The 20870-nt window shown below is 63.4% G+C and carries 21 protein-coding genes; 13 read left to right on the forward strand and 8 right to left on the reverse strand.

Annotation, left to right across the window (positions count from 1 at the left end; all coding sequences use genetic code 11):
- Positions 1-66 precede the first annotated feature (66 nt).
- From E9677_RS09750 to E9677_RS09775, 6 genes are all read left to right on the forward strand, one after another.
- Positions 67-1269 (forward strand): benzoate/H(+) symporter BenE family transporter, encoded by a 1203-nt coding sequence (locus E9677_RS09750; RefSeq protein WP_268960302.1) that lies wholly within the window; start codon positions 67-69, stop codon positions 1267-1269.
- Complete coding sequence (locus E9677_RS09755; RefSeq protein ID WP_136557891.1) at positions 1266-1490, forward strand: hypothetical protein; 225 nt, start codon at positions 1266-1268, stop codon at positions 1488-1490. Before E9677_RS09750 ends, E9677_RS09755 begins: the two co-directional genes overlap by 4 nt.
- Positions 1491-1542: 52 nt before the next feature.
- Positions 1543-1812, forward strand: coding sequence for a BrnT family toxin (locus E9677_RS09760; RefSeq protein WP_136557892.1), 270 nt, complete (start codon positions 1543-1545; stop codon positions 1810-1812).
- A complete protein-coding gene (brnA, locus tag E9677_RS09765) occupies positions 1793-2041 on the forward strand; it encodes a type II toxin-antitoxin system BrnA family antitoxin (protein ID WP_136557893.1) in 249 nt (82 codons plus the stop codon). The genes E9677_RS09760 and brnA overlap by 20 nt, the downstream gene beginning before the upstream one ends.
- A gap of 327 nt (positions 2042-2368) precedes the next feature.
- A complete protein-coding gene (gene leuA / locus E9677_RS09770; RefSeq protein WP_136557894.1) occupies positions 2369-4084 on the forward strand; it encodes a 2-isopropylmalate synthase in 1716 nt (571 codons plus the stop codon).
- Between the two features lie 31 nt (positions 4085-4115).
- Positions 4116-4865 carry an alpha/beta fold hydrolase gene (locus tag E9677_RS09775; RefSeq protein WP_136557895.1) on the forward strand — a complete coding sequence of 250 codons (750 nt, stop codon included), beginning with the start codon at positions 4116-4118 and terminating at the stop codon, positions 4863-4865.
- A gap of 2 nt (positions 4866-4867) precedes the next feature.
- Here E9677_RS09775 and E9677_RS09780 read toward each other — a convergent pair whose 3' ends face one another.
- Positions 4868-5779, reverse strand: a complete 912-nt coding sequence (locus E9677_RS09780) for a metallophosphoesterase family protein (RefSeq protein WP_136557896.1) — start codon at positions 5777-5779, stop codon at positions 4868-4870.
- 41 nt (positions 5780-5820) lie between these two features.
- On the opposite strand from E9677_RS09780, the gene E9677_RS09785 reads away from it, so the two are divergent.
- On the forward strand, positions 5821-6327 hold the full coding sequence (locus tag E9677_RS09785; protein ID WP_136557897.1) for an NUDIX domain-containing protein: 507 nt from the start codon (positions 5821-5823) through the stop codon (positions 6325-6327).
- 3 nt (positions 6328-6330) lie between these two features.
- On the opposite strand, the gene E9677_RS09790 is transcribed toward E9677_RS09785, so the two are convergent.
- Positions 6331-7314, reverse strand: coding sequence for a glutathione S-transferase family protein (locus tag E9677_RS09790; protein WP_136557898.1), 984 nt, complete (start codon positions 7312-7314; stop codon positions 6331-6333).
- A 248-nt stretch (positions 7315-7562) separates the two neighbouring features.
- On the opposite strand from E9677_RS09790, the gene E9677_RS09795 reads away from it, so the two are divergent.
- Entirely contained in the window at positions 7563-8123 is a 561-nt protein-coding gene (locus E9677_RS09795) for a GNAT family N-acetyltransferase (protein WP_136557899.1), read from the forward strand.
- Here E9677_RS09795 and E9677_RS09800 read toward each other — a convergent pair.
- Positions 8105-9079: an MBL fold metallo-hydrolase gene (locus E9677_RS09800; RefSeq protein ID WP_136557900.1), complete on the reverse strand. Its 975-nt coding sequence runs from the start codon at positions 9077-9079 to the stop codon at positions 8105-8107. The genes E9677_RS09795 and E9677_RS09800 overlap by 19 nt on opposite strands.
- 93 nt (positions 9080-9172) lie before the next feature.
- On the opposite strand from E9677_RS09800, the gene E9677_RS09805 reads away from it, so the two are divergent.
- A complete protein-coding gene (locus E9677_RS09805) occupies positions 9173-10132 on the forward strand; it encodes a LysR family transcriptional regulator (protein ID WP_136557901.1) in 960 nt (319 codons plus the stop codon).
- Here the strand turns inward: E9677_RS09805 and E9677_RS09810 are convergent.
- On the reverse strand, positions 10120-10572 hold the full coding sequence (locus E9677_RS09810) for a GNAT family N-acetyltransferase (RefSeq protein WP_136557902.1): 453 nt from the start codon (positions 10570-10572) through the stop codon (positions 10120-10122). The two genes, E9677_RS09805 and E9677_RS09810, sit on opposite strands and share 13 nt — an antisense overlap.
- Positions 10573-10789: 217 nt before the next feature.
- On the opposite strand from E9677_RS09810, the gene E9677_RS09815 reads away from it, so the two are divergent.
- A complete protein-coding gene (locus E9677_RS09815; protein WP_136557903.1) occupies positions 10790-11302 on the forward strand; it encodes a GNAT family N-acetyltransferase in 513 nt (170 codons plus the stop codon).
- Positions 11303-11343: 41 nt separating this feature from the next.
- Here the strand turns inward: E9677_RS09815 and E9677_RS09820 are convergent, their stop codons facing one another.
- The 4 genes from E9677_RS09820 to E9677_RS09835 are packed head-to-tail and all read right to left on the reverse strand — an operon-like array spanning position 11344 to position 18187.
- Positions 11344-13413 (reverse strand): hypothetical protein, encoded by a 2070-nt coding sequence (locus E9677_RS09820; protein WP_136558140.1) that lies wholly within the window; start codon positions 13411-13413, stop codon positions 11344-11346.
- A 4-nt stretch (positions 13414-13417) separates the two neighbouring features.
- The gene (locus E9677_RS09825) at positions 13418-16240 is read right to left on the reverse strand and encodes a DUF4159 domain-containing protein (RefSeq protein WP_136557904.1); all 2823 of its coding nucleotides are present in this window, start codon (positions 16238-16240) and stop codon (positions 13418-13420) included.
- Entirely contained in the window at positions 16240-17157 is a 918-nt protein-coding gene (locus E9677_RS09830; protein WP_136557905.1) for a DUF58 domain-containing protein, read from the reverse strand. The genes E9677_RS09825 and E9677_RS09830 overlap by 1 nt, the downstream gene beginning before the upstream one ends.
- Before the next feature lie 16 nt (positions 17158-17173).
- On the reverse strand, positions 17174-18187 hold the full coding sequence (locus tag E9677_RS09835) for an AAA family ATPase (protein ID WP_136557906.1): 1014 nt from the start codon (positions 18185-18187) through the stop codon (positions 17174-17176).
- Positions 18188-18347: 160 nt separating this feature from the next.
- Between E9677_RS09835 and E9677_RS09840 the strand changes: the two genes are divergently transcribed.
- From E9677_RS09840 to E9677_RS09850, 3 genes are read left to right on the forward strand one after another with little or no spacing between them, the layout of a single operon-like run.
- Complete coding sequence (locus tag E9677_RS09840) at positions 18348-18971, forward strand: DUF1285 domain-containing protein (RefSeq protein ID WP_136557907.1); 624 nt, start codon at positions 18348-18350, stop codon at positions 18969-18971.
- Positions 18968-19600: a CoA pyrophosphatase gene (locus E9677_RS09845; RefSeq protein ID WP_136557908.1), complete on the forward strand. Its 633-nt coding sequence runs from the start codon at positions 18968-18970 to the stop codon at positions 19598-19600. Before E9677_RS09840 ends, E9677_RS09845 begins: the two co-directional genes overlap by 4 nt.
- Positions 19597-20853, forward strand: coding sequence for a CCA tRNA nucleotidyltransferase (locus E9677_RS09850; RefSeq protein ID WP_136557909.1), 1257 nt, complete (start codon positions 19597-19599; stop codon positions 20851-20853). Before E9677_RS09845 ends, E9677_RS09850 begins: the two co-directional genes overlap by 4 nt.
- The last annotated feature ends 17 nt before the right edge of the window (positions 20854-20870 follow it).

A 20870-nucleotide genomic window follows, 5' to 3' on the forward strand; every position in this document is an offset into this window, starting at 1 on the left:
TTCGATAGCTCGTGCGGCTTGCCAGTTGGCTCAAAATTTGTTTGGCGTGGTTGGCATCCACGCATTCTGACCCAGTCGAGCTCCGCCATGCTGAAAGACTTCTCTCCCCAGGCCGCCTTCATGGGCGTGCTCGTTGCCTTTGTCGGCTTTGCCAGTTCCTTTGCCGTCGTCCTGCAGGGGCTGAAGGGGGTGGGCGCCACCGATTATCAGGCGGCGTCCGGGCTGATGGCGCTGTCGGTCGCCATGGGCATTTGCGGCATCGTCTTGAGTGTCTGGACGAGGCTGCCGGTCTCGGTCGCCTGGTCGACGCCGGGCGCGGCGCTGATGGCGACGGCTGGCATTCCCGTTGGCGGGTTTCCGGCGGCGGTGGGGGCGTTTCTGGTGTGTGCGGCGCTGATCATACTTGCGGGGCTCATCCGGCCCTTCGGCCGGGCGGTGGCGGCCATTCCGGCCCCGCTCGCAAATGCCATGCTGGCGGGTGTCATTCTGAATTTGTGCTTCGCGCCGTTTCAGGCCGTGGCCTTCGATGCGGCCCTCGGGCTGCCGATCCTGGTCGTTTGGGCGGTGGTTGCGGCCTTCAAGCGGCTCTATGCTGTGCCGGCCGCCTTGCTGGCTTTCGTCGTGGTGATCGTCTTCGGGGTCGACCTGCCTGATGGCGCCATGGCCAGCTGGGCGGCGTCGCTCGCGCCGCCGGTGGAGTTTGTAGCTCCGGCGTTTACGCTGCCGGCGCTGATCTCGATTGCCCTGCCGCTGTTCATCGTCACCATGGCCTCGCAGAACATTCCGGGGATCGCGATCCTCAAGGTCAACAAGTACGAGCCGAACCCGGGGCCGATGTTTGCCGTCACGGGTCTCTTCTCAGCGCTGTCAGCGCCGTTCGGCGGGCATGCGGTCAATCTTGCGGCGATCACGGCGGCGATGTGCGCGGGTGAGGATGCGCATGCCGATCCTGCCAGGCGCTACTGGTCGGCGATCGTGGCTGGGCTCGGCTATGTGCTCTTGGGGCTGGCCGCCGGTGCGGTGACCGGCTTCGTGTCGCTGGCGCCGCCGATCCTCATTCAATCGGTTGCGGGTCTGGCGCTGATCGGGGCGTTTTCGGGGTCCTCGGTTGCGGCGTTCCAGGTGCAGGAGACGCGGGAGGCGGCGGCGGTGACGTTCCTGGTGACGGCGTCGGGGATTTCGATCCTTGGGATCTCGGGGGCGTTTTGGGGGCTGATTGCGGGGGTGGCGATGCTGGGGCTGGTGAAGCTCGCTAAGGCTCGGGCATGAGGCGGATACGCATCCTCTCGATTTTCCTTGGCTTTGCGGCAGGTTTTTTCGGCTTCGTTTTCTACACCCGCTACTGGATCTGGCGCGACTGCATCGCGGCATCGCAGTCGAGTTGTGTGACGTCTGATGGCAGCAATGTCACCGATGGTGGAATGGTCTGGGGTTTGATCGCGTTTGGCTTCCTGGCGGCGGCCTTAATCGCGCAGTTCGGGCGGAGATGAGTGGGATGTGTTGGAGCTGGTGCAATCGTAAGGGTTGCGCTAGGTTTTGCGCATGGAGTTCGAATTCGATCCGGCCAAAAGCGAGGCGAACAGGGCGAAGCACGGAATCGATTTCGTGGCGGCGCAGGAGTTGTGGTATGATCCAAGCAAGAAGACGCTGGCTGCTTCCTATCGTGAGGAAGTACGCTTTCTAACGGTCGGCAGTATCAAAGGATTGCTTTGGACGGGTGTTTTTACGCTTCGCGGACGCCGCATCAGGATCATCTCGGTGAGGCGTGCCAGAAAACCGGAAAGGCTGGCCTATGGCCAAGATGACAGCTGAAGAGTTCGATCGCAAATTCGATAGCGGTGAAGATGTCGCGGAAGATCTGGATTGGTCGCAGGCCAAGACGGGCGATATTGGCCGCAACCTTTTCCTTGTGAAGCTTGGCGAGAACAGTGCGACGGACATTGCCGCCGAGGCCAAACGTCTTGGGTTGCCGGTCGATGAGTTGATTTCAAGGTGGGTCGACGAACGTCTCGAAAAGGAGCGTCGGTCCGCCGCCGAATAACACCCTTGCGCGATTCATTCCTTCGCGTTATTCCTCATCCCATGAAGACCAACGGCACGACCATTGCTGCGACTGAAATGACGGCCCGCGCTGCGGCCCGCTTCGTCGCGTCGGTGCCAAACTCGCTTCTTCTTCTCGGCCTTATCCGCGGTTGCCGGGTCCATTGAGGAGCGCCCGGCGGCCGGGTCAGCCGTTTGGCGATTGCTCCTCGAAATCCCCTTTGTAATGCAATCCATCCCTTGAATAGGGTCTGTGCGCGCGTGCCAAAGCTTTGCTGATTTGTTATCAGCCATGGCAGCCGCCCGAGGACGAGAAGAGACGAAGACGATGATTTTGAAGACCCATACCGTGAAGCAGGGCATGCCGGACGCTTCAGCCAAGTACCGCCCTTATCCGCAGATCGACATTGCCGACCGCACCTGGCCGTCGAAAGTGATCGACAAGGCGCCGATCTGGTGCTCGGTCGACCTGCGCGACGGCAACCAGTCGCTGGTCAACCCGATGGGCCATGACCGCAAGGCCCGGATGTTCCAGCTGTTGCTCGACATGGGCTTCAAGGAAATCGAGATCGGCTTCCCGTCGGCCTCTCAAACCGATTTCGACTTTGCCCGCTGGTGCGTGGAAGAAGGTGGCGTGCCCGCCGATGTTTCGCTGCAGGTGCTGGTGCAGTGCCGGCCGGAGCTGATTACGCGGACCTTCGAGGCACTGGAAGGCGCGACCAACCCGATCATCCACTTCTACAATTCCACGTCGGAGCTGCAGCGCCGCGTCGTCTTCGGCAAGGATGTGGCCGGCATCAAGCAGATCGCCGTCGATGCGGCGAAGATGATCATGGATATGGCGGCCAAGGCAGGCGGCGGCTATCGCTTCGAATATTCGCCGGAGAGCTTTACCGGCACCGAGCTGGAAGTGGCTTTGGAGATCTGCAACGCCGTCATCGCCGAAGTGAAGCCGACGGCCGAGAACAAGCTGATCCTGAACCTGCCCTCGACCGTCGAGATGGCGACGCCGAACATCTATGCCGACCAGATCGAATGGATGTGCCGCAACATCGACAATCGCGAGAATGTGCTGATCTCGCTCCATCCGCATAATGACCGAGGCACGGGGATTGCTGCCACCGAACTCGGGTTAATGGCGGGTGCCGACCGCGTCGAGGGCACGCTGTTCGGCAATGGCGAGCGAACCGGCAATGTCGATATCGTGACGCTGGCGCTCAACATGTATACGCAAGGTGTCGACCCGCAGCTGGACTGCACCGACATCGAGCGGATCAAGGCTGTCTACGAGTATTCCAACGAGATGGTCATTCCCGAGCGTCACCCTTATGTCGGCGAGCTGGTTTATACAGCCTTTTCCGGCTCGCATCAGGATGCGATCAACAAGGGCATGAAGGCGATCAAAAAGGCGAATTCGCCGATTTGGGAAGTGCCTTATCTGCCGATCGACCCGCAGGATGTCGGCCGCACCTATGAGGCGATCATCCGGATCAATTCGCAGTCGGGCAAGGGCGGCATCGCCTATATCCTGCAGGAGGACTACGGCATCAATCTGCCGCGCAATCTGCAGATCGAGTTCCGCGAAGACATCCAGCGGATCACCGATGAGGACGGCAAGGAACTGCCGTCGAAGAAGATCTACGAGCGCTTTATCGAACGCTATGTCGAACAGACCGGCGCCCGCATCAAGTTCGTCGATCACCACACCTATCCGGCAGGATCGGACCAGAAGGGTATTCGCGTCGTCGCAGCCGAAATCACCGATAATGGCGAGACGAAGCGGATCGAGGGCAAGGGCACAGGCCCGATCGACGGCTTCGTCAATGCGCTCTCGACCTATCTCGGCATCGACCTCTCGGTGCAGGATTATTCGGAGCATTCGCTGCAGCATGGCTCGAACGCTGCGGCCATTGCCTATGTCGAGATGGCGCATGCGGGCGGCAAGCTGTTTGGTGCTGGCATCAACACGAACATCGTGACGGCGTCCCTGGAAGCCATCGTGTCTGCCGCCAACCGCGTGCTCGACGAGCAGAAGAAGGCGTAAAGCTGTGGGTCTCTTCGCCGAGGTCCGGAATATGTCCTCGGCGAAGGCCCCGCTGGTGCTGCTGCATGGGTTTGGTGGGATTGGCGCGGCCTGGGAGCCGGTTTTGCGCCGGCTCGAACCAGACCTGCCGCTCATCCTCTATGATCTGCCAGGGCATGGACGTTCGCTCGATGCCGAGCGCGTCGGGCATGCGGGCGTTATGGCCAAGGCGGTTCTTGGCGATCTCGATCGGCGCGGTATTTCCAGCTTTCACCTCTGCGGGCATTCGATGGGTGGGGCGATTGCCAGCCTGATCGCGCTCAAGGCATCAGGGCGCGCGCGATCACTGACGCTCTTGGCGCCGGGTGGTTTTGGGGCCGAAATCAATCATGCGGCTTTGCGGCGTTATGCTTCGGCGGTGGAAACCGATGAACTCGCACTGGCATTGGCTGCGATGTTTGCTTCAGGCAGCATGCCTGACCCAGCGGGTCTCGATCGGCTTGCAGAGGCTCGTCGTCTTTCCGGAGCAACTGACCGGCTGATGGAGATCCTGCGTTCCTTCCTCGTGGAGATGGATGGTCGGATCGGGCAGGGGATACTGCCGCTCACCTCTTTCGAGAGCTCGGGAGTTCCAACGCGGCTGTTGTGGGGGAGGGAGGATCCGATCCTGCCAGTGGCGCAAGCCAAATCCATCTGGACGGGTGCCGAGGTGACACTGATCGACGGTGCCGGGCATATGCTGACCGACGAGGCGCCGGATGCGGTGGCTTCGGCCATTGCCGCCGCCCTTCTGACGGGCTGAATTCAGCCGCCGAGCAGGCGCTGGCTGTGGTCGAGCTTCAGAGGCGCGTTTTCGGTTTCGATCTTGTAGCGCTGCCAGTCGAGCTGCCAGTTGCCGGCCTCGCCATCCACCGAGAAGAGATTGTAGCCGGCGGCTGGCTTCTTGGCGCCGGGGCCCTGGCTTGCCGAGGCAATGCCGATGACGGGCACGGGTTTCTCGCGGTCGGCCAGCCAGTAGAGCGTGTTGAGATGGGTGTGACCATGCAGCACGAGCTCGGCGCCGCCCTTGCGGATCGCGGCGGCGAAACGGCGAATGCCCAGCATGCGCTTGTGCTGGGGGGCGGCACCCCGGATCGGCGGGTGGTGGATCATGACCACGCGGAAGAGGCCCTCTTCACCGGCGGCCTTCAGAAGCGCTGCGGTTTCGCGCGCCTGTCGGCCGCTGAAATAGCCTTGTGCCGAAAAGGGCGGGGTGGCGATCGAGGTCGAGCAGCCGATCAGGGCGACGGGACCACGGCGGCGGATATAGGGGAAGAGCTTGTGGTCATCCTGGAAGATCAGCGGGTCGTCGTCGCCGCGAATGTAGTCGTACCAGGCCTGAACAGCACGTTCATGGGCGCCGGGCACATAGGCGTCGTGATTGCCGGGCACGACGGATGTGTCGAGCGGTGCGCCGGCTTCCTTCAACCATTCCGCCACCAGCTTGACCTCGAGCTTCGAGGACAGGTTGACGAGGTCGCCCGTGATCGCGAGGTGATCGGGGTTTTCTGCGCGCAAGGCCTTCAGGGTCATTTCCAGCGCATTGGGGAAAAGATGCTTGCGGCGGTTGCGATGCCAGTTCACATAGCCCGTAATCCGCTTGGAGGCCAATTCCCGGATCGTCAGGTTCGGCAGCGGGCCGAGATGTACGTCGGAGATGTGGGCGAGCTTGAACATGGCGCTTCTCATAACGGCGCTTAAACCGAGGGGCAAGGAAAATGAAGCCAGCCGGTGGTGCCGGAACCGGCATCGATAGCGAAAGGCTCGGATGGCCCAAGAGGTTCCTTGTTCGTATCCTGCATGTCTATTTTGCCGTCAGCCGCGGCATGACGCTCGGCGTCCGGGCCGCCTGTTTCGACGATGCGGGTCGCATCTTCCTCGTCCGTCACACCTATGTGCCGGGCTGGCATATGCCCGGCGGCGGGGTGGAGCGCGGGGAGACCGCGATCGAGGCGCTGATGAAGGAAATGCGGGAGGAGGGCAATCTCGAAGCGGTGAGCACGCCCGAGCTCTTCCATGTCTACTTCAATGCCAGGATCAGCGGACGGGACCATGTACTGCTTTACCGGGTCGATGTCCGGCAGACGGCGGATCGCCCGGCGGACCGGGAGATCGCGGAATGCGGGTTTTTCCCTGCCGACGCGCTGCCGGAAGGGACGACCGAAGCGACGCGGCAGCGGATCGCGGAGCTGCGCGGGGACATGGCCCCCGCGCATCATTGGTAACGGTCAGGCGCCGAGTGCCTCGCGGCCATGCGGCGCCATCAGGTCCTCATCGGGACCAACCGGCACGACGCCGGTCGGATTGATCATGGTATGGCTGCGATAGTAGTGGTGCTTGATGTGGCGCATCTCGACCGTCTCGGCGATGCCAGGCGTCTGGTAGAGGTCGCGCAGGTAGCCCGACAATGCCGGATAGTCGGCGATGCGGCGGATGTTGCACTTGAAGTGGCCGACATAGACGGGGTCGAAACGCACGAGCGTGGTGAAGAGGCGCCAGTCGGCCTCCGTCATGCGGGTGCCAAAGAGATAGCGCTGCGTCGACAGGCGTTCCTCCAGCCAGTCCAGCGTCTCGAACAGCGGGTAGACGGCGCTTTCATAGGCCTCCTGCGTTGTGGCGAAGCCGGCCTTGTAGACGCCGTTGTTGACGGTGTCGTAGATGCGCTGGTTGACCTTGTCGATATCGGCGTGCAGGTCTTGCGGGTGCATGTCGAGGGTCGAGCCGGTCAGATGATCAAAGGCCGAGTTGAACATGCGGATGATCTCGGAACTCTCGTTCGAGACGATCGTGCCCTGCTGCTTGTCCCAAAGGACGGGCACCGTGACCCGTCCCGAGAAGGTGGGGTCGGCCTTGACGTAGACCTGCCAGAGAAAATCCGAGCCGAAGAGATGGTCGGGTGTGGCGCCGTCGCGGTCGTGAAATTCCCAGCCGTTCGACAGCATGAGCGGATCGACCACCGAGACCGAGATCATGTCTTCGAGGCCCTTCAAGGCGCGGAAGATCAGCGTGCGATGCGCCCAGGGGCAGGCATAGGAGACGTAGAGGTGATAGCGGCCGGCCTCGGCCTTGAAGCCGCTCTTGCCCGTGGGGCCAGCGGAGCCGTCCGCCGTCACCCAGTTGCGAAAGCTCGAATCGGCGCGCTTGAAATGCCCGGAGGTCGATTTCGTGTCATACCAGACGTCTTGCCAGACGCCATCCACCAGTCTGCCCATGGTCACTTCCTCATCGTTTCAACTTGCCCCGGAAGATACGGCGATCCGCCGCGATTGCGAGGGGTGATGGGATGAACAGTGCGTTTTCCGTTGGACGAGCGGAAATTTTGCTGCTATCGGAACCAAGCTCAAGATTTGAAGGCCCCGATGACCATTACACGGAACCCACGACGACGCTGAAGCTCTCGAACGCACCTCTCCGGTGCGCGTGAACCCTATCGCTGTCTGTCATCTGGTTTCGGTCATCCATGTTTCACTCTGGCCTTGTCTACCTCACCGAGGATGCGTCGCACGACGCTGCCATCGAACTCATCAACGAAGAAGCCTTTGGTCCCGGCCGGCACACACGTGCCGCGGCGCGCATCCGCGAGCAGGGGGCGCATGACCTGACGCTCTCCTTCATCTGCACCGACAATGGCGAGACGATCGCTTCCGTGCGCATGACGCCGGTTCTGGCCGGGGCTGTGAAGGGGCATCTGCTCGGGCCGCTGGCCGTGCGCCCCTCCCACAAGAACCGGGGCATCGGCCGCGAACTCGTCCGGATCGCCATCGAGGCGGCAAGGCGCAAGGGTTCCGAAGGTGTCATCCTGATCGGTGATCCTCCCTATTACATGCCGCTCGGCTTTGAGAAGGTGGCTTACCAGGCGCTCGATTTTCCGGGGCCGGTCGATCCGAATCGGGTGCTGGTGGTGCCGTTGGTGGGTGACGTGCATGACAGGCTGAAGGGTGTGATCGCCTGGCGGGACTGCAAGGCGCAGCCGGTGGAAGCTGCGCCCGCATTGAAGACTGTTCAGAAGGTCGCGGTGTAAGCCACCGGAACCCAGTCGTAATTCGTTTCGTCGCGACGGACATGGCCGATACCCGGGAAGGCGTGATGAGCGCCGGCGACCAGATATTTCTGATCGGCCGCCTCCGCAAAGGCGATTGCGCGGGTCTTGGCCGCCTCACTCTGGTCGACGTCGAATTCGACGGTCACATCCGGGCGGTCGAACTGCAGGATGTCGCCATGGGCAATGTCGCCCCAGAAGACGATTTTCTCTCCCTTGCTCTCGACGGTGATCGCACTGTGGCCAGGCGTATGACCGGGGCGGAAGACAGAGCCGAAACCGGGCAGTGGTGCGGCATTGTTGGCGAAGGTTCGAAGCTTGCCGGCCTCGACATAGGGGCCGACGCATTGCTCGGCCTGGAGGACCTGAGGGCCGAGTGCGGCATCTGCCCTCGTCTTTTCATCCGCTTTCAGCCAGAAGTCCGCTTCCCGCTCGTTCACATGCAGGGTCGCATTTTCGAAGACGCGTTTGCCATCCGCGACGAGGCCGCCCGAATGGTCGGCATGGATGTGGGTGAGAATGACTTCGTCGATCTGCGAGGGCTCGTAGCCGGACGCCTTGATGTTGGCGACGAGCTTGCCGAGGGCAGCCCCCATCAGAGTTCCCGTGCCAGCATCGATCAGCACCAGTCGCTCACCGGTGTTGACGAGATAGGCATTGACCGAAACCTCGGTCGGGTTCGACTGGAAGTGGTTGGCGAGATGGGCTTCGGCTTCGCTTTCCTCGATCTGTTCATAGATCTTGGCCATCGGCAGCTTCACCGTGCCGTCGGAGAGGGCGGTGATCTCATAATCGCCCAGACGTAGTCGATAATAGTTCGGCGCTTGCATGCCGACCATCGGCGCCTTTGCGAGCGCCGCTACGGGTAGGCTGGTTATGGCTCCGGCGGCGAGTGCCAGGCCGGCGGTGTTTTTCAGGAGTGAACGGCGGGTCTGCATGGCAGGCTCCAGATCTTGAGTGGCATGGGGTCTTGGAAAGGACCTGGACCAGACGTATGTATCGGTCTTCCAGCAATCAAATCGATCCGGATCATGACCACTATCGATCATTTCAATCTGCGCTCTTTCGACCTCAACCTGCTCGTCGCCTTCGATGCGCTGATGAGCGAAGGGAGCGTGACCAAGGCGGCACGGCGGCTGAAGATCCAGCAACCGGCGATGAGCCATTCGCTCTCCACCTTGCGCATCCTCTTGCAGGACGAATTGTTCATCCGCGTCGGACAGGTCATGCAGCCGACAGCCAGGGCGCGCAGCCTGGCGGTTCCGGTACGCCAGGCCCTGAGGCAGGCGCAACTGGCGCTGACGGGCGGCCCTGCTTTCGATCCGGCAATCGAGGAGCGCACCTTCCGGATCGCCATGTCGCCGGAAATCGAGCTATTGATGATGCCGGACCTGACGGCGCGGCTGCGCAGGCTCGCACCCGGTATCAAGCTGCTGGCCCGCGTTTTCCCTTATGAGGCCGTCGCGCCCTCTCTCGAGGACGGGCGGATCGACCTCGCCGTCGGCTGCACCTATTCGAAGACCGGCCGCCGCTCCTTCGAGGTCCTCTACGAATCTGAGGTTGCCTGTTGCTACAACCGGGACCTTCACGACCTGTCTGGAGAGGTGGGCCTCGAGGCCTATCTGGCGGCCCAGCATGTGGTCATCTCGCAGAATGAAAGCCTGCAGGGGTGTATCAAGGACGCGTTGGAGATCGCGGGCATCGAGCTCGACATCGTCATGGCGGCGCCAGGCTTCATGTCGGTTCTCGACGCTGCGCGGACCAGTCCGGTCATCGCGACCGTGCCCCGGCGGGTTGCCGAGCGTTATGGCGCCTTGCTCGGCTTGGCGGTCAGCTCCGTGCCGGTGAGCCTCAGCTTGCCGCCCGCCGCCATGGTCTGGGCGAGCCATGCCGACAGCGATCCGGCAGGCTCCTGGTTGCGACAGCAGGTTCGAGAGTGCCTGGCGAGTGCCACGGTCGCAGGCGAAGGTCTGGGCCTTCAGGTCGCCTGAGATCCTCTGTCGGCTTGGTCCTCGAAGCGCTTGATCAGCCAGCAGATATCGAGCCCGCGGGTGAAGTTCTCGATGCAGCCGAAGACCTGGTAGCCGGCACGCTCATAGGCGCGGCAGGCAACCGGGTTGATCGTGTCGATATAGGCACCGATGCAGCCGCGTCTCTTCGCCTCCTCTTCGGCAATTGTCAGCAATTGCCCGGCGAGGCCTCGTCCCCGCAGGCGCTCCGGCACGAAGAGCAATTCCACATAAAGCCAGCCACGCCCGGTATAACCAGTGAGACCGCCATCAACCGCTCCGTCGTCTGCGGTGATCGGGATGAAGAGGTCTCGCCGGTCGGTCGGGCCGAGCAGGGTGTCGTTGTGGGCCTTGATGCCGGAGAGGATGGCGTCCCGGGCGGTTTCGGAAAGTGTGTCGGTGAGGGTGAGGGGGCTGGTCATGGAGGAAAGCTAGGAGAGGACAGCTGGGTTGTCGAGGTCACCGTGGCGGCTTATCGCGTCGTTCTCGATACGACCGGGCGATTGTCAGACCTTCCGCTATGTGAGGCGTCGCTCACACCTGTCCTCGTCGACGTCCTTTCGTTGAAAGCACCTTGGCCCGCAGCCGAATATGCTAGATCTGGTCCGTTCAGCGACCAATCTCGCGGTGAAAATTGTGATGTTTCCAATACCGACCCTGACGACCTCTCGCCTCATCCTGCGTCCCATGCGGATTGAAGACTGGCCCTCCTACCGTCAACTCATGTCGACCGAACGCGCCCGGTTCATGGGTGGGCCGTTCTCCGAGGCGGTCGCCTGGGGCATGTTTTGCAGCGATCATGCCCAGTGGGACCTGTTCGGTTGCGGTGCACTGATGATCGATGATCAGGCGACGGGCGCATGTGTGGGGCAGGTGGGCATCAATGCAGGACCGCTGTTTCCCGAGTGGGAACTGGGGTGGTTCGTCTATCCTGAGTTCGAAGGACGGGGCTATGCGCATGAGGCGGCCAAGGCGCTGCTTCAATGGGCGAAAGAGGTTCGACGGCTACCGAGCCTTGTCAGCTATGTCGATGCTGACAATGTGAGATCGTCAGCGCTTGCGATGCGGCTGGGTGCCGTTCTGGACGGAAATGCCGCGCGGCCTGCGCCCGGGGACCTGGTCTATCGCCATTATCCCGGGGTGTCAGGCTAGGCGCTGCCCATTGGGCTAACCGCCAGAGGATCGACTGACGCTCACCGCCCCTCGCGCCACCACATGGCGGAGACCGCGAGCAGCAAGATTCCCAGCCCAGCAAAACCTGCAAACAGCGGCAGTGTATTGACACCCTTAAGCACGGTTTCGTCGGTCAGGCGGATCAGCATGCGGCGGTCGTCGGCGACGCGGACTTCGCCGCGCACGGGCAGGATGTCGGGAATGCGGATCGAGCTTTCGCCGTTGTCGAGGCGGGTGGTGAGGCCTCGCGTTTCCTCGCTGATGGGGCCAAGTGTGTCGGTGGTCGAGATCATGGCCCGGAATTCGGGGGCATCGACGGCGCCGACATGGACCAGCGTCGAGAACTCGCCATTGGTGATGGTGAAGAGGCCTGTTTCTGTCATGCGGCGCTCGCCGCGATAGAGGCCGGGCTGGATTTCCGAGAGGTTCAGCGCGATCGTTTCGCCCGAGGGAGTGGTGATCGTGGCGGGGCCGGGGGCGTCGCCGATGGTCTGGCGGGTCACTTCCAGCGTGCGGCCGGTGGCGCGGGCCTTCAGCGCCTCTTCCTCGAGTTCCGGTTCCTTCATCAGCCAGTGCGCAATGCGGCGATAGAGCGAGACATGCGGGCCGCCGCCTTCGAAGCCACGCGCCCAGAGCCAGCCCTGGTCGGAGAGCAGCATGGCAACGCGGCCCTCCTCGGCGCGGTTCAACACGAGCAACGGCCGATCGCCGTCGCCGGTCATGACGGTTTCGCCATCGGTGCGGCCCACATCGACGCTGCGGAACCAGCGGCCCCATTGCGGCGGCTCGACGGCCGAGCCATCAAGGCCACGGGTGACCGGGTGGCGCTTGCCCTGGTCGGAGAGGCGTGGATAAAAGCCCGCCTGATGCACGTCGCCGGTCGGGGTGGCGGGCAGAACAGACGATAGCGGGGTGAGTGCGATCGAATCCTGGCCGGCATGTTCCGGGCCTGCGGCAATCAACAGGGCGCCGCCATTGTTCACATATTCGGCGATGTAGTCGTAATAGAGGATCGGCAGCACGCCGCGATGCTGGTAGCGGTCGAAGATGATCAGGTCGAAATCATTGATCTTTTCGACGAAGAGCTCGCGGGTCGGGAAGGCGATCAGCGACAATTCGTTGATCGGCGTGCCGTCCTGCTTTTCCGGCGGACGCAGGATGGTGAAATGCACGAGGTCGACCGAGGCGTCTGATTTCAGCAGGTTGCGCCAGGCGCGCTCGCCGGCATGCGGCTCGCCCGAGACCAGCAGCACGCGCAGGTTCTGGCGGATGCCCTCGATCAGGTGGATGGCGCGGTTGTTGACATCGGTGACTTCGCCCGGTGTCGCGGCGACCGAAAATTCCAGCACATTGTTGCCGCCGCGCGGCACGCGGAAGGCAAACGAGGTCTCATTGCCGGGGACGGCCGGGACCACACCGAGGTCCTCGCCATTCATCTTGACCGAGACGTCTGCCGGCTGGTTCGAGGCTTCGCCGTCATCGAAGACCCGGAAGGTGAGTTCCTGTTCCTCATCGACAATGCCGAAGCGGGGCGCGCGCAGGATTTCAATGCGGCGGTCGAATTCATCCGCCTTGCCGGTGATGAGGGAATGGACCGGCGCGTCGAAGGGCAGCGCCTGGTTTTCACCGGGGATGTCATGCACCTGGCCGTCGGTCACGAAAATCGCCCCGCCGACACGGGCCGGCGGCACGTCTGTAGTTGCGGCGGCCAAGGCTTCGAAGAGCTTTGTCGAGGGCGCGTCGCTGTCGCCGGGATCCGTGACCTCGACGATGCGTGGCTCGATGTTCGGGAAGCGGCCGAGGCGTTCGCGGATGCCTTGCAGAGCCTGATCGGTCTCATCGGCGCGACCGGCAATCTGCTGGCTCTGGCTGCGATCGACGATGACGGGCACGACCGTTGTCAACGGATCCCGTTCTTCCTGTAGTAACAGAGGGTTGGCAAGCGCGGCCAAGACGGCGATTGAAGCCGCGAGGCGGATGGCCGTGCCGCGCACGCTGCGCAGGAAGCCGAGGGCCGAGAGCACGACCGCCAGCACGGCGAGAAGGCCGATGGCGATCCAGGGGATGAAGGGGGCGAATTCGAGCGTCATGGTCTCACTGCCCCAGTCGTTCGAGCAGGGCAGGCACATGGACCTGGTCTGCCTTGTAGTTGCCGGTCAGCATATACATCATGATGTTGACGCCGGAGCGGAAAGACATTTCACGCTGCATTTCGTCGGCGGGCACGACCGGCAGCACGCTTGCGCCATTCGCATCGATCGCCCAGGCGCCCAGAAGGTCGTTGCCGGTGATCATGATCGGCGTCACGCCATCGCCGGAAGAGGCAACCGCGCTGTTGCTCGACTGGGCTTCCTGACGGGATTCGACCCAGAGCGGGCTGCCGCTGTATCGGCCCGGAAAACCCTGCAGCAGGTAGAAAGCGCGGGTCAGCACGTGGTCGGAGGGAACAGGCTCCAGCGGCGGAATGTCGATATTGGCGAGGATCGCCTGCAGGCGTTCGCCATTGGGTGAGGAGCTTGCGTCATTGCCGAGCATCGAGCCCTGGTCGCGCGTGTCGAAGAGCACGGTGCCGCCGGCGCGCATGTAAGCGTCGATACGGCTGATGGCGGCCGCCGACGGCATGGGGGCGGAGGCCGAGATCGGCCAGAAGATGATCGGGTAGAAGGAAAGCTCGTCTTGCGAGATGTCGACGCCAACAGGCGGCTCTGGCTCGAGCGTCGTGCGGTAGGTGAGGAAGTCGGTGAGGCCGGCGAGACCCTGTTCGGAGATACGGTCGACATCCTGCTCGCCGGTGATGACATAGGCGAGATGCGTGTTATCGAGGCGTTCGAGGATCTGTTCGTCGCCGGGCTTGGCATCGGCCGACTGGGCAAGCGCTTGACCCGGAGCGGTGAAGACGCCGAGGGCGAGAGCCAGTGCCAGGATTGTGGCGGCGGCGGCCGGCGCACGCTTCGGCATGCGGGAGAAGGCGCCGCCCATGAAGAGCACGATCAGGCTGTCGACGACGAGGAGCAGGAAGGCGAGCGTCAGCAGACCGGGCTTCATCGGTGTCGCGGCGGTGCCGGCCATGGGGTCTCTGGTCACGGTGAGGCCTGTTGGAGATGGTAGCGGGCGGAGCGTCGTCTCTGATGGCAGGAGGTTCAAGGCAGTAAAGCCGTCCTCGGTGCCGTAAAGGCCAGGCGGGTTGTCGAAGGTGGCGGCTTCCGGACGGTCCGCGCCGAGCGGGAGCGGCTTTGCAGTGCCGGTTTCTGTCGTCAGGGCACCACGCTCGTTGAGAAGGCGGAAGGGTGGGAGCGAGGGGGCGGTCGATTGGCTGCCTTCTGCCTCGGCAGCACCGACGCGGGTGAGCTGGACGATTCGGCGGAGCATTTCGACGAAGGTGCCTGATATCGGCAGGTCGGACCAAGTGGCTTCGGCGCTGACATGGAAGAGCACGATGCGGCCGGCGCCGTTGTCCTCGACGGTCACGAGCGGTGTACCGTCGGCAAGGCTCGCCCAGGTGCGGGCGGCGAGGTCCGGCGTCGGTTCGGCGAGAACCTGGCGCTTGACGAGGATGCCTTCGGCGCGCGGCATGCCGGCGAAGGGCCCGAAACTGGGGAAATCGGCAAGCGGCTGCGGCTCAGCCCAGGAGAGGGCGCCGCCAAGCGCGCGTTCGCCCTGACGCAGGATGACGGGCACCAGCGGATCGTCTGAGGGGGCGGCGGCAAGACGGGGGCCGGCAAAGCGGATCAGCGTGCCGCCGCGGTTGATCCAGGCCTGGAGCGGATCATAGACATCGGCGGGCAGGCGGCCGACATCGGCGAGCACGAGGGCGGACGGATTCTGGTTGAGGATCTCAGGAATGGCGACAGCAAGGTCGGTCTGACCGGGTTTGACCACGTCGGCATAGGGGCCAAGCGCGCGTTCGATATAGTAGAGCGGCGACAGCAGCGGCTGGAAGCCGTCACCGCTGTCGCCGGAGACGAGGGCGACCTTGCGGCGACGGAAGCCATCATCGAGCAGGTGCGTGGCGCCGGCCGAGCCGATGCCTGATATCGACAGGCGGGCGAAATCATTGCGCAGCTCGAAGGGGGCAGCGATCTCGCCGGAGGCTTCACGGGTGCCTGCTGCGAAGTCGACCTGACCGGAGGCGATGACGCGACCCTGGCGGTCCTGGGCATCGACGATGAGGCTGCGAGGTTCGGAGGCATTGAGGCGCGAGAGGGTGACGGTGAGCGCATCCGAGCCGTTATTGGCGCCGGTGATGGCAACACTTGCAGCACCATCGCCTTCGACTATGCGGAATTCGGCAGGCGAGAGACTGGCGAGGTCCGTCAGGAAAGGGTCTTCGGCGTCACGGGCAATTCCGTCGGAGACATAGGTCAGCGTGCCGGGGCGTTCCGATGAAAAAGTGGTGCGCAGGGCTTCGATGGTTCTGGCCCGATCGGGACGAAGTGGGCGCGGGGTGGCGGCTGCGAGCTTTTCGAGCGCGACGGCGCCAGTTCCAGGGATCGCGTCATGCGTGGCATCTGCCGTGAAGACGATCGAGACGGGCAGGCTGCGGTCGGCGGCATCGCCGATCAGGGCGGTCGCAGTCTCGACCCGGCGTTCCCAGTCGCCGACGGTTGCCCAGCCATTGTCAACGACGAGCAGCAGCGGGCCATCGCCGGAGAGGGTGGCATTGCGCGGATTGAGCACGGGATCGGCGAGCGCGAAGATGACGATCGCGGCCATCAGCATGCGCAGGAGCGTCAGCCACCACGGGCTTTTCGATGGCGTTTCCTCACGCTTCAACACGCCGGCCAGGATCTTGAGCGGCGGGAAGACTTCCGCCTTCGGGCGTGGCGGGGTGAGCTTCAGCAACCACCAGATCAGCGGCAGAGCTGCGAGGGCACCGAGAATGGCGGGGGCGCCGAAGGCCAAGGGGATACCGAACATCAGCCCGCGCTCCTATTGACCGCGGGCGGCATGCCCGACAGGTGCATGTGAACGGCGACGAGGGCCTCGGAGGCGAGGCGATCGGTGCGGTTGTGGGTGAAGCTCCAGCCCATGCGGCGGAGCTGATCCGACATCGTGGCACGCCGGGCGAGATAGGCCTGCTGGTAGTCTTCGCGCAGCGTTTCGGCGCGACCGGAGGTGAGCTTCTCGCCGGTCTCAGGGTCGGTGAACTCGGTGCGGCCGGTATAGGGGAAGGTTTCTTCTGCGGGATCAGCGACCTCGACCACATGACCCCGCAGGCCTCGGCGGGCGAGCGGCGTGATGCGCTCCATCACCCGGTCGGCATCATCGAGAAAATCGCCGATCAGCACGATGTCGCTCGATCCCCGGATCATGCGGGTGTCGGGCAGGCCCTCGGTGATGGGCGCATGCATGATGGCGGTTGCCAGCCGTTCGGCGGCATTGCGGGCGGAAACAGGCTCCATGATGCCGGGGCAACCGATGCGTTCCCCTGAGCGGGCGAGGATTTCGGCGAGTGCCAACATCAGCACGAGCGCGCGGCTTTCCTTCGAGACGGACCCCAGCGTCGACTTGTACATCATCGAGGGTGACATGTCGGCCCAGAGCCAGACGGTGTGGGCCGCTTCCCATTCGCGGTCCCGGATATACATGTGGTCATCGCGGGCGGAGCGGCGCCAGTCGATGCGGGCATAGCTTTCGCCATCGGCATAGGGGCGAAACTGCCAGAAGTTCTCGCCGATGCCGCGCTTGCGGCGGCCATGCCAGCCGGCGATCACGGTATTGGCGATGCGGCGGGCTTCCACCATGCAGTCGGGAACGAGCACGGCGCGCTGGCGGGCGCGGTTCAGCACTTCGCTTCCGGCTGTCTGCTCGACGATCTGGCCGATCGATGCCACGCGGATAAGGCCTCCGTTACTTGCGCAGGTCGGAAACGAGGCTCGCGATGACGTCGCGAACGGTCATGCCCTCGGCGCGGGCCGGGAAAGTCAGCGCCATGCGGTGTTCCAGAACCGGCTCGGCGAGTGCATAGACATCGTCGATCGAGGGGGCGAGGCGGCCTTCATAGAGCGCACGGGCGCGGGCACACAGCATCAGGGCCTGGCCGGCGCGGGGGCCAGGACCCCAGGCAACGTGTCTGTCGGTTGAAGAATTGCCATGGCCGGGACGGGCGGAGCGGACCAGCGTCAGGATCGCGTCGACCACCGTGTCGGAGACCGGCATCTGGCGGATCAGTTTCTGGATTTCCAGCAGGCGCTCGCTTGTGATCACCGCACTTGCGCGCCGGTCGTTGACGCCGGTCGTCTCAAGCAGGATCTGCCGTTCGGCGGCGAGTTCCGGATAGAGAACGTCGACCTGCAGAAGGAAGCGGTCGAGCTGGGCTTCGGGCAGCGGATAGGTACCTTCCTGCTCCAGTGGGTTCTGCGTCGCGAGCACGTGGAAGGGGGCGGGCAGCTGGTAGGGCTGGCCGGCGATGGTGACGTGATACTCCTGCATCGACTGCAGGAGGGCCGACTGGGTGCGCGGGCTCGCGCGGTTGATCTCGTCGGCCATCAACAGCTGGGCGAAGACGGGACCCTTGACGAAGCGGAAGGAGCGGCGACCGGTCTCGTCCTGGTCCATGACTTCGGTGCCGAGGATGTCAGACGGCATGAGGTCCGGCGTGAACTGGATCCGGTTGGCGTCGAGGCCGAGAACTGTGCCCAGCGTCGTCACGAGCTTGGTCTTGGCGAGGCCCGGCACACCGACAAGGAGCGCATGGCCGCCGGAGAGGATGGCGAGCAGGGTGTTCTCGACCACCTTTTCCTGACCGAAGATGACCTTGGCCACTTCCTGGCGGATCACGGCGATATCGGCGAGGGCCTTTTCAGCCTGTTCGACGATCGCCTTCTCATCCAGTGCAACATCAGGATTTGGCATCATGCCCATGGTCTGCTCCAATTGGTTTGGCCGGGTCCGGCGAATCGAACGGACGCGCGAAGGTGCATGTTACTGAAACTAACTTATTGGCCAGAGGACGGCTGACAAGGACGTTTCGAATGACTATCTCGTGACTGTTATAAGCTAAAGACAAAACCGGGACTCAAAGATGGCACGCGATACCCTGAAGGCGACGACAGATGCGGCGGGGCTCGCCGCGCTGATTTCGCGCGCGTCAGCGCAAACATCGGGCGGAAAGCCGACACTACCCCCGGTGGAGCGATGGGAACCGCCATTCTGCGGGGATCTCGACATGGAAATCCGGGCCGACGGGACCTGGTTCTACATGGGGACGCCGATCGGCCGGGAGCCTCTGGTGCGCCTGTTTTCGACCGTATTGCGCAAGGACGAGGACGGGAAGACCTATCTCGTCACGCCTGTGGAAAAGGTCGGGATCCGGGTCGAGGATGCGCATTTCATCGCCGTCGAGATGAGTGTGACGGAAGAAGCGGGTGAAACGGTGCTAACCTTTCGCACCAATGTCGGCGATGTGGTCGAGGCGGGGCCTGAGCACAAGCTGCGTTTCGAGGTCACCGGCGAGAGCCACGAGCTCAAGCCCTATCTTTTCGTCCGCGGACGGCTGGAGGCACTGGTGTCACGTGCCGTGATGTATGATCTCGTCGCACTCGGCGAGGTTCTCGATGTCGAGGGGCGGGCGATGTTCGTCATCCGATCGCGCGGCGTCGTCTTCCCCGTCATGCCTGCCGACGAACTCGATCGACTGTCGCGATGAGCCTGATGACGTTTACCGCCGAGGATTTCCGTCGCCGGGCGCTGGAACAGGTGGGAGCGCCGCTCGAACATGCCTGGCGCGACCATGGCGACCATGTGCTGAACCGCGACAGCATTTTGCAGATCGAGCAGCTGAGGCTGAAGGATGCGGCGGTCCTGATCGGGGTGATCGACGATGTCGATGACGCGCGCATCATTCTCACACAACGCACCAGCAAGCTGCGCAAGCATGCCGGCCAGATAGCCTTTCCCGGTGGCGGAATCGACGACGACGATGCATCGCCTGAAGAGGCGGCGCTGCGCGAGGCGGAAGAGGAGATCGGGCTCGACCGGCGCTTCGTCGAGACGGTCGGGCGGTTGCCGCAATATCTGTCGGGCACGGGATTTCGCATTCAGCCGGTGCTGGGTGTCGTCCAGCCGGGGTTTGTCCTGACGCTCAATCCTGACGAGGTGGACAGCGTCTTCGAGGTGCCGCTTTCCTTTCTGATGAACCCGGCCAATCATCGGCAGGACAGCCGGATGTGGCAGGGGGCTGTCCGGCATTTCTACGTGATGCCCTATCGGGAACGGTATATCTGGGGCATTACGGCCGGGATCATCCGCACGCTCTATGAAAGGCTCTATGCATGACCAATCTTGCCGATCGCGACTGGTTTCAGGAGCCGGGATTGCAGACGCTGATGGGCCTGCTCAACAGCGGCGGTGCGGAGACGCGGGTGGTCGGCGGCGCGGTGCGCAACAGCCTGATGGGGCTTGCCGTTGGCGATATCGATCTCGCAACGACGCTTCTGCCGGAAGAGGTCAGCGGACGGGCGGCGGCCGCGGGCATCAAGGCCGTGCCGACAGGCATCGAGCATGGCACAGTGACGCTTGTTATCGGCGGCAAGGGCTATGAGGTGACGACGCTGAGGCGTGACGTCGAGACGAACGGGCGGCATGCGCAAGTCGCGTTTGGCGCGACCTGGCAGGAGGACGCTGACCGGCGGGACCTTACCATCAACGGGCTTTATGTCGGCGTCGATGGCGAGGTGGTCGATCTTGTCGGGGGATTGAAGGATATCGAGACAAAGACGGTGCGCTTCATCGGCGATGCCGAACAGCGGATCGCCGAGGATTATCTGCGCGTGCTCCGCTTCTTCCGGTTCTTTGCGCATTATGGCAGCGGACGTCCGGATACGGACGGGTTAAAGGCCTGCGCTCGGGCGCGGGCCCAACTGAAGACGCTTTCGGCAGAACGGGTTTGGAGCGAAGTGAAAAAGCTCTTGTCCGCGCGCGATCCGGGAAGGGCTCTGCTCTGGATGCGGCAGTCGGGCGTGCTGACCGAAATCCTGCCGGAGACAGAGAAATGGGGGATCGACGCGATCCCCGGCCTGATCGCGGCCGAACAGGCGCTCGGCTGGGAGCCGGATGCGCTCTTGAGGCTCTGCGCCATGGTGCCTAAGGATGCGGCACGGCTGGTGGCACTGTCGGAGCGGCTGAAGCTTTCCAATGCCGAGGCACTGGCGCTCGACCGCTTTGCCCGGGCGCCGAAGCCGCAGGACACGGTGACGGACGTCGCCTTCGACCGCGATCTCTATCGCTTCGGCAAGGACGGCGTGATCTCGGTGCTGAAGCTGGAGTTGGCGTCTGCCCGCGCCCGGGCGGAGGTAGATGTGAAAGCCATGGCCCGCAGCGCCCGGCTGTTCGCGCTGCTGAAGAGGGCAGAAGGCTTCGTGCGGCCGATCCTGCCGATCAAGGGCAGTGACGTGCTTGAGGCCGGCCTTCCGGCCGGTCCCAAGGTGGGTGAAATCCTCGGCAAGCTCGAAGAAGGCTGGATCGCCTCCCAGTTCAATCTCAGTCGTGAGGATCTGCTCGCGCGGCTCGAGACGCTGGTCAACACCTGACTTTCTTCCGCGACCAC

The organism is Peteryoungia rhizophila (assembly GCF_004912145.1).
In the GTDB taxonomy this organism is placed as follows: Bacteria; Pseudomonadota; Alphaproteobacteria; order Rhizobiales; family Rhizobiaceae; genus Allorhizobium; species Allorhizobium rhizophilum.